This is a genomic window from Paenibacillus marchantiophytorum, assembly GCF_014640555.1.
In the GTDB taxonomy this organism is placed as follows: domain Bacteria; phylum Bacillota; class Bacilli; order Paenibacillales; family NBRC-103111; genus Paenibacillus_E; species Paenibacillus_E marchantiophytorum.
Genome location: NZ_BMHE01000049.1, coordinates 39,336 through 48,031, shown reverse-complemented (window position 1 = coordinate 48,031; position 8,696 = coordinate 39,336). Strand labels below are relative to the sequence as shown.

At 49.6% G+C, this 8,696-nt stretch carries 9 protein-coding genes; 5 read left to right on the top strand and 4 right to left on the bottom strand.

All coding sequences use genetic code 11. The features are described 5' to 3' along the window. Nucleotides 1-242: 242 nt before the first annotated feature. The 3 genes from IEY34_RS29595 to IEY34_RS29585 are packed head-to-tail and all read right to left on the bottom strand — an operon-like array spanning nt 243 to nt 3,223. On the bottom strand, nt 243-1,250 hold the full coding sequence (locus IEY34_RS29595; protein ID WP_189018880.1) for a FecCD family ABC transporter permease: 1,008 nt from the start codon (nt 1,248-1,250) through the stop codon (nt 243-245). Next, nucleotides 1,247-2,245, bottom strand: a complete 999-nt coding sequence (locus IEY34_RS29590; RefSeq protein WP_189018878.1) for a FecCD family ABC transporter permease — start codon at nt 2,243-2,245, stop codon at nt 1,247-1,249. The genes IEY34_RS29595 and IEY34_RS29590 overlap by 4 nt, the downstream gene beginning before the upstream one ends. Nucleotides 2,246-2,266: 21 nt before the next feature. Beyond that, nucleotides 2,267-3,223: an iron-hydroxamate ABC transporter substrate-binding protein gene (locus tag IEY34_RS29585; protein WP_189018876.1), complete on the bottom strand. Its 957-nt coding sequence runs from the start codon at nt 3,221-3,223 to the stop codon at nt 2,267-2,269. 265 nt (nt 3,224-3,488) lie between these two features. Here IEY34_RS29585 and IEY34_RS29580 point away from each other — a divergent pair, with 265 nt between their 5' ends. The 5 genes from IEY34_RS29580 (at nt 3,489) to IEY34_RS29560 (ending at nt 7,382) form a co-directional block, all read left to right on the top strand. Then, on the top strand, nt 3,489-4,538 hold the full coding sequence (locus IEY34_RS29580) for an NAD(P)/FAD-dependent oxidoreductase (RefSeq protein WP_189018874.1): 1,050 nt from the start codon (nt 3,489-3,491) through the stop codon (nt 4,536-4,538). 78 nt (nt 4,539-4,616) lie between these two features. Beyond that, nucleotides 4,617-5,408, top strand: coding sequence for an amino acid ABC transporter substrate-binding protein (locus tag IEY34_RS29575; protein ID WP_373291370.1), 792 nt, complete (start codon nt 4,617-4,619; stop codon nt 5,406-5,408). Nucleotides 5,409-5,419: 11 nt separating this feature from the next. Beyond that, the gene (locus tag IEY34_RS29570; protein ID WP_189018906.1) at nt 5,420-6,100 is read left to right on the top strand and encodes an amino acid ABC transporter permease; all 681 of its coding nucleotides are present in this window, start codon (nt 5,420-5,422) and stop codon (nt 6,098-6,100) included. A 17-nt stretch (nt 6,101-6,117) separates the two neighbouring features. Next, nucleotides 6,118-6,867, top strand: coding sequence for an amino acid ABC transporter ATP-binding protein (locus IEY34_RS29565; RefSeq protein WP_189018870.1), 750 nt, complete (start codon nt 6,118-6,120; stop codon nt 6,865-6,867). A 167-nt stretch (nt 6,868-7,034) separates the two neighbouring features. Continuing rightward, nucleotides 7,035-7,382, top strand: a complete 348-nt coding sequence (locus tag IEY34_RS29560) for a hypothetical protein (RefSeq protein WP_189018868.1) — start codon at nt 7,035-7,037, stop codon at nt 7,380-7,382. A 159-nt stretch (nt 7,383-7,541) separates the two neighbouring features. Here IEY34_RS29560 and IEY34_RS29555 read toward each other — a convergent pair whose 3' ends face one another. Next, complete coding sequence (locus IEY34_RS29555; protein WP_189018866.1) at nt 7,542-8,411, bottom strand: arylamine N-acetyltransferase family protein; 870 nt, start codon at nt 8,409-8,411, stop codon at nt 7,542-7,544. Between the last annotated feature and the right edge of the window lie 285 nt (nt 8,412-8,696).

Genomic DNA, 8,696 nt, shown 5'->3' with positions numbered 1-8,696 from the left:
TCGGTGCCGTCGGCGCAAATAGAAGTCCCCAAAGACTCCTAACAGCACCCAAATTGACATTTTGAGCGCGATAAGAGTCTTTAGGGGCCGTTATTCGCTCGAACATCGGGCAAATCGGTGCCGTCGGCGCAAATAGAAGTCCCCAAAGACTCCTAACAGCGCCAAAATTGACATTTCGAGGGCGATAAGAGTCTTTAGGGGCCGTTATTTGCCCGCGAACAGCGGGCTCAAGGGGCGCTTGGTTATTTTTTCAGCAGCAAATACATGAAGTAAGGCGCGCCAATCAAGGCAACCATGATCCCCGCAGGAATCCCATCGGTTCCAATGATATTGCGGCCGATGGTGTCCGCTAGCAGCAGGAGCCACCCGCCAAGCAAGATAGCAATCGGGATGAATAATTGATTCCTAGGCCCAACCAAGGCCTTGGCAATGTGTGGAGCCATTAGGCCAATGAAGGTAATGCCGCCTGTCACCGACACGGCAGATGCGGCCAGGGCAACGGCGGTTAAGAGCAGGATGATGCGCTCTTTTTCAACAGATACGCCTAAACCGACGGCCACAGGCTCGCCTAGTCCGAGCAGGTTTAAGCGATTCGCTTTATACAAGGTGAAAGGAATCAAGATCACAAGCCACGGAAGAATGGCCCAGACGAACGGCCAGTCCGTCCCCCAGATGTTCCCCGCCAACCATTTGGCGATGAAATCCACTTTGGACCGTTCCGCCGATGAGATGACAACAATCATAATGCCCGACAGCGCCAGGGAAAAGCCAACCCCGATAAGGACTAAACGAACGGGCTGCAGACCTGTTTGCCGACTATAGGAAAGAGCATATATGCAAGCTGCCGTAAGAATTGCCCCGACAAAAGCGACTAACGGAAGCAGATACACGAAAGTTCCTTCCTGGATCGGGAAAAAGAGGAAGAAAATCGCCACGGCGACGCCTGCGCCGGAATTAATCCCAATGATACCGGGATCAGCGAGATCATTGCGGGTAATACCTTGCAGTATCGCCCCCGACAAAGCCAGTGCCATGCCTGACAGCACGGTAATTGCGATCCGGGGTAAACGGATGGAGAAGAGGACGAACTCCTCCTTGAATGTTCCTTGACCGAGCAGCGTGGGGATCAATCTGTCGTAAGATAACGAAGAGTAGCCGAGCCCCATTCCGATTATGATCGTAACGAGGATGAGGGCTAAGCCGCCAAGAACGAGAAGCCTTTGTTTTCTAAGGATAGCGGGATGAATCATGGGAATGCTTTGCCCCCTCTACGTACGATAAACAGGAAGAAAGGCAGCCCTAACATAGCAACAATCGCCACGATAGGCGTCTCGTAAGGCGCATGGATCGTGCGAGCCAGGGTATCCGCCAACAGCATGAAGGCCGCTCCCAGAACGGCTGACATCGGAATGATGAAACGATAGTCAGTGCCAACGATGGCCCGAACAATATGCGGAATCATCAAGCCGATGAAAGCCATATTGCCAACCAAGGCTACAGATGCGCCGGCAAGCAGAATGATGACGATGAAGAGGATGGTCTTGATTTGTGCCGTTTTTTGTCCCAGACCAACAGCGACCTCTTCACTTAAACTTAGGACGGTTAGCTGCCTGGAGAGCAAGATCGAGATCACAGTCCCAAGGATAATGAAGGGAGCGATGACCTGCAACTGGCCCCAGGAGGTGCCGATTAATCCGCCAGCTGTCCACATGGAAACTTCTTTGGAAATTTTAAACGCGAGACCGATACCTTCGGCAATCGCATAGAGGAACGCGGAAACGGCAGAACCGGCCAATACGATGCGAATGGGGGACAAGCCCCCTTTTCTCATAGCGCCGATACCAAATACCAGGATAGCCCCAATGGCAGCTCCGATGAAGCACACAATCATGATTCCGAAGTAATTGGTGGATGGCAGGAAGGCCACCGTGAAGGCTAACGCAGCATTGGCACCAGCCGTTAACCCAAGTAGACCGGGGTCTGCCAGCGGGTTTCGGGTGATGCCCTGCATAATAGCGCCGGAGACGGCCAAGGCCGCCCCAACGAAAATCCCTGCAACTTCACGCGGTAAGCGCAATTCGCGAATAAGTGTAATTGTATCTCCAGTTGCTGAAGAGGTGAGGGCCAGCCAGACGTCTTTGACCGTTGCATCAGCGGCTCCGAATACCATGGCGATAACAAAGCTGCCCACGAACACGATAAGACTGACGATGAGTTTAAGCAGAAAAGGAACCGATTTGTTCATTCAAGAACTCTCCTTGCTGTGTTATTTACCGAGTAAGTTCTTGATAAAGAAATTCAATTGAAAATCAAGCGTGAGGGGATCATTGAAATAGAACTCTTTGGCGTTAGCTTCGTAAACGTGATTGTTTTTGGCAGCTGACGTATTTTTGTAAGTATCTGTTTTTTGGAAGCTGTTATCCGCATCCGGGTTTTTACTGAAGATGACATAATCGCCCATGTACTGCGGTAGAACTTCAGCGGATAAGGCGTAGTAGCCGTCTTTCAAAGCCATTTCTTTCACTTTGGCGGGCATCGCCAGTTTCATTTCTTGGTACAGGATCTCCGTGCCGCGTCCCCAGTTGTCGCCGAAAACATAAAGCTGCTTATCAAAGCTCTCAATAACAGAAATGGTTTTATCCGCACCGATTTTGGCTTTAATGTCTGTGCCTGCTTGTTGTGCGCGTTTTTTGAAGTCATCGATCCAAGCCGTTGCTTCTTTTTCTTTGTTCAGCAGCTTGCCGATTTCCAGATGTTGTTTCAAATAATCGACTTTTCCGTACGTGTAGGTAACGGTTGGGGCAATTTGTTTTAATTTATCTACATTCTTAATATTGGAAAGGCCGATGATGAGATCAGGTTTTAATTCAATGATTTTCTCCAAATTTTCATCCGTTACTTCTTGTACATCTTTGAGGGTGGTTTGAAAGTTCGGGTTCATTTTGGACCAGGAGTCCACACCGACAAGATTCACTTTAAGCGCCATGACATTACCGGCAAAAGAGGAAAGGACGATTACGCGCTGCGGATTGCCTGGCACTTCTACAGGACCATTCTCCGATTGGTAGGTAATTTTCGCTGGTTTGCTTTCAGCTTTGGCATCCGTTTTGGCCGTAGCTGCGGCTGATGGTTGGGGTGAAGCACTGTCTTTCGGTGCAGTGGAGGAGCAGGCGCTAATGGCTAGCACCAAGATGAGCAGGAATGGGAGCAGCAGTTTTTTCATAGGTGTAATCTCCTTTTAATAAATAATAGGTAACGCACATCGGTTTGTTGGTTCGAGAATCTCGTCCAATTGCCGGCCTTGACGGACCAAGCCAGCACCTCTATTTCCAATTAATGATAATGATTATCAGTATCACACTTGAAACACTCTAAGGTATTTCTAGTGCGGTTGTCAACAGGTTTTTGTTGTAAAAAGAAAAAAATACACGTATATTTAATGTGAGAATGATAATCAATTGCACCATTATATAAAGGAGTGGGAAAATTTGAACCCGTCAGAATTATTTGATGTAACGGTTATAGGAGGCGGCCCAGCAGGCCTTTACTCTACTTTTTATAGCGGTTTAAGAGAAATGAAGACCAAAATTATTGAGTATCAAGATCAGTTGGGCGGCAAAGTCCATGTCTATCCAGAGAAAATGATTTGGGATGTTGGCGGACATACACCGCTTCCCGGAGCGAAGCTGATTGAGAAATTGGTGGAGCAGGGGCTGACTTTCCAGCCAGAAGTCGTTTTGGGTGAAAAGGTGGAGTCGATCAGACGCAACGAAGAGGGCATTTTCGAATTGCTGGGGGCGTCGGGTAAGACACATTTCTCCAAAACTGTGATCGTCGCGGTGGGGGGAGGCATTCTCAATCCCAAAAAGCTGGAGATCGAAGGCGCAGAGCGCTACGAGGTCTCTAATTTGAACTATACGGTGAAATCGTTAGAGCATTTCAAAGGCAAAACCGTTATTATCTCAGGCGGGGGAAATTCGGCGATTGATTGGGCGAACGAGCTCGAACCCGTTGCCTCCAAAGTGTATTTAACATACCGTAAAGACGGTTTAGCAGGTCATGAGGCGCAAGCGAGGCAGTTGATGGAGAGTTCTGTGGAGTGTTTCTTTAACACCTCGATCAGCAAGCTGATTGCCGGAGCCAACCATGAAGCCATTGAGCGGGTGGAGCTGGTGAATTCGGATACGGGCGATATCTCCTATGTGGCTGTCGACGAAGTCATTATTAATCATGGTTATGAGCGGGACACTACCTTGCTGCAGAATAGTGAAGTGGCTATCGCGATCAAAGATGACTATTATATCGCGGGGAATGCAGCGAGTGAATCTTCTATTCCGGGCATTTATGCGGCGGGCGATATTCTGAGCCACGAAGGCAAGGTGCATTTAATTGCCGGGGCTTTCCAGGATGCAGCCAACGCGGTTAATAAAGCGAAAATGTTCATTCAGCCCGATGCCAAAGGATATGGCATGGTCTCTTCCCACAATGAATTGTTCAAGCAGCGCAATCGTGAATTAGTGAAACAAATGATGAACTAAATGGATTCTTAAAAATTGGATAGATGGGGAATAATACCTCTCGTACGGCCAAAATGCCTAGCTACGGGAGGTTATATGTTGAGGAAAATCATCACATTTACGTGTATTTTAATGGGTTTATTCGCTATTATCGGCTGCAGTTCGAACAAGGACCAGAACGCGGGAACCAGCAGCGCACCGTCCGGCAACGCCAAGGGAGAAATAACGATTGGAACCGAAGGAACCTATGCGCCATTTACTTTTCATGATAAAGGAGGGACGTTAACGGGATTTGATGTGGAAATTGCCCAGGAAGTCGCCAAACGCATGGGTGTAACTCCGAAGTTTATCGAAACCAAGTGGGACGGCATGAATGCCGGGCTGGATGCCAAGCGGTATGACATGGTGGCCAATGAAGTGGCAGTGCGCCCGGATCGGTTGGAGAAATACGATATGTCGGAGCCGTATATTGTGTCTCGGGCTGTGCTCGTCGTTCAAGCCAACAATACCGATATTACCTCGTTGGATGGCTTGAAGGGGAAAAAGGTAGGCCAATCGCTAGACAGCAATTATCGCAAAATTGCGGAGGAGCACGGGGCGGTTAACACCGTAGTCGAGGGCTTTAATCAGGCTATCGACCTGCTGACCTCCGGCCGGATCGACGCTACGCTGAACGATAGCCTCTCGTATCTGGATTTGAAAAAGCAGCGCCCCGAGCTGGCTATCAAAACGGTATACGAGGAGCCGAACGCGACAAGCAACGCTTTTTTGCTGCGCAAAGGCAGTACGGATCTGGTCGCCAAAGTGAATAAAGCGCTGGCCGATATGAAATCAGATGGCACCTACCTGCAGATTTCGCAAAAATGGTTCGCCTCTGATGTTTCGAAGTAAGGCATCTCATGATGACATCGGAACGAACGGCACGTATCTTAGGAATCCTTGGCGATTCCTTTTTCCCGATCCTGAAAGCCGGCTTAGCCTACACCATCCCGCTCACGCTGATCACATTTGTTCTAGGTCTAAGCTTGGCATTTCTAACCGCGCTCGCTCGCTTGTCCGGTTTTACACCTTTCGTTCTTCTGGCGAAATTGTATGTGTGGATCTTTCGCGGCACCCCGCTGCTGGTACAGTTATTTATCCTTTTCTACGGTTTTCCGAGCCTTGGAATCACGTTGGACCCTTTTCCAACAGCCATTATTGGCTTCACGCTGAATAAAGGCGCCTACAGCTCCGAGATTATCAGGGCCGCAATTCTATCCATTCCCAAGGGGCAGAGTGAGGCTGCCTATTCGATCGGCATGACCAAATGGCAGGCCATGCGGCGCATTATTCTTCCGCAAGCGGTGCGTGTCGCGATTCCCCCGCTAGGGAACTCTTTTATCAGCTTGATTAAAGATACATCGCTGGCGGCAACGATTACCGTGACGGAGCTATTCCAGAAAGGACAGCAGATCGCCGCGGTTACCTACGAGCCCCTATGGCTGTATATGGAAGTTGCAGCTATTTATCTGCTGTTCAGTACGGTGCTTTCCTACGCTCAGAACAGGCTGGAAAGACGATACGACCGCAGTGTGGCAACGTAGGAGGAGGGCAGCGAAGCATGATTCAATTAGAGCACCTACATAAACAGTTTCATGGCGTACCTGTGCTGAACGGTATCGATCTGATCATTGACAAAGGGAAAACCACGGTGATTATCGGCCCCTCGGGCTCCGGCAAAACAACACTGCTGCGCTGTCTGAATCTACTGGAAATCCCGGAGAAAGGGAAGCTGACAGTAGGGGATTCAAGAGTTGCTTTTAAGCCTGGCGAGAAGCTGGAGCACCGTACGATGATGGCGATTCGCAAACAGACCGGTATGGTTTTTCAGAACTATAATCTGTTTCCGCATCTCACAGCGTTAGGCAATCTAATGGAAGGACAAGTGATCGTGCAGAGGAAATCGGTGAAAGAAGCGAGAAGCGTTTCCTTGGCTCTTTTGGAGAAAGTGGGCTTGAGAGATCGCGCCGACAGCTATCCCCACGAATTGTCCGGCGGGCAGCAGCAGCGGGTTGGCATTGCTCGTGCTTTGGCTTTGAATCCGCAAGTGATCCTATTCGATGAACCCACGTCTGCCTTAGATCCAGAACTGGTGGGCGATGTGCTGCAAGTGATGAAGGACTTGGCCGCTGAAGGGATGACGATGATTATCGTTACGCATGAGATGGGATTCGCGAGAGAAGTGGCTGACCAAGTTGTCTTCATGGATCAAGGGATCATTGTAGAGCGTGGCGCTCCTGACGACGTCTTTGGCCGGTCGAGGAATGAGCGTACTTTGCAGTTTTTGAGGAAGATTCAAGGCGACGCTTGAGGGGTGATTATTTCCCGGGAAAAGATGACGTCCTATCGACTTACAAAAGATGACAAGAAGCCGCGAAATTCCCTAAAAAGATGTATTTCTCTCTTCCCTCTCTTCGACAGATATTACAAGCAGGGTGTTGTACCATTTGAGGTACATCATCTGGGAGGTGCCGTCATTTGGTTGATAAGATTACGAAAATTAGAGCGATCTGTTTCATTGACCGGGAGATTGAGCGAGTTTTGAAGGATTTGGAAGGCGGGTCGGTAACTAGAGATCAAGCGATAGGCAGCTTGAATACGATGTTCAACATTTCCTCTGGCATTGAGGATACGCAGCATATGCAGATGATATGCAGGATCATTACATACCTAAGAAGCACGAATATCTATGTGCAGGTAAAAAAAATGTACCTGAACCGCTATTTTCATGAGTCGGAATCGGTGCTAGTGGATAGTAAGGAACTGGAAAATGAAATGGAAATGAAAATGCCGCGAATCAATAGGTTGGAGAAAATAGTTCGCTAACCAGAAAAGGATCGTTCCATAGCCGCGAAGCGGTAGGGACGATCTTTTTGCTTTGTTGTGCGCTGCCCTGCGCCTAAGCAGCCCGCTCTAGCCCGCGCAGCTAGGTGCTGCTGTCTAGCGCACACGCAGCTCCGCTCGCGCTGCGGTGTGCCAAGCAGCCTAGACGCGTTCCTCGCGCTGCCTCTTCCAGACCTCATGCTCCGCATGGATTCTCTGCCACAACGCATCTCGCTCGTGGCTGCTATAGGCAACCAAATGCTCGCCAAACACGTCGCCCAGCACTTCCAGCCACTGTGACTGTGTAGTCAGCTCCGTCTTGCGGATTTGATCCAGCTCGCGCTGGTGCCAAACGCATCCGCGCAGTTCATTGCCGCCTGTGGCGTGCCGCTGCCGGAGAAGGAAAATGTTCATCCAAGGCGAGTCGGGGGATAAGCTGTAATGCGCATGCTGCGGTTTGAACACGTCGATTGTGCTCACAACCTCGGGAGCGTAGTCAACGCCGACATAGGGTCCAAGCTTATCATGTTCCAAACGCCAGCCATGGGGGACTACGCCAGATTCCATGACCGTATAGGTGAATGGTGCTTGATCATAGCGCCCGTACAGCCATGGAATCGGCTCATACGGCATATCGCCGAGCCCGACATCGATAATCCAGCGATCCTCTTCCTGCGGATCCGTCGCAAGGTCGACGGTGAGTCCAAGGTGGAAGGAATTAATCCGCGGCTCCTGGCCAAGCGGCTGTACGCCCGCGCGGTGCATGGAAATCTTGTAGCCCAGAGATTGAAGCAGCGTGCTGAAAGCGCCATTCAGATGAAAGCAATAGCCGCTGCGCCCGCCAAGCATCAACTGGATAGCCTCTTGGGTATCGATACTCACTGGTTTGCCTGCATAGATATCCAGCGTCTGCCATGAAATCCTATCGACATGTGCTTGGTGCAGCGCAAACAAGTAGTCTTTCGTTGGACTCTCGATATCGGACACACCTAGTCGGTGCAAATACGTTTTTATTTCGGATTGGGTTAACATCACTTTATTTCACCTCAGTAGTCTGCTGTCATTTTTTTAATGTTCCCATGAAGTGAACAATTGTCGCAGCTCCTCCACAATAACATCTTGATATTCCGTTCCTGCATTGTAGATAGCTGCGATCTTGTTACGAGCCTCTCCAGCGATTGTTGGAAGGACGCTTGGTTCCTCGTCATTCCGTCTATGAATTGCCTAGGCGTCAGGCCAAGTCCACTATGTTGTTTCAAGTTTAACGCAATGTTCATAGTTGCACATCCTTCTTTTTAGCTATTGTTTCAAACGATA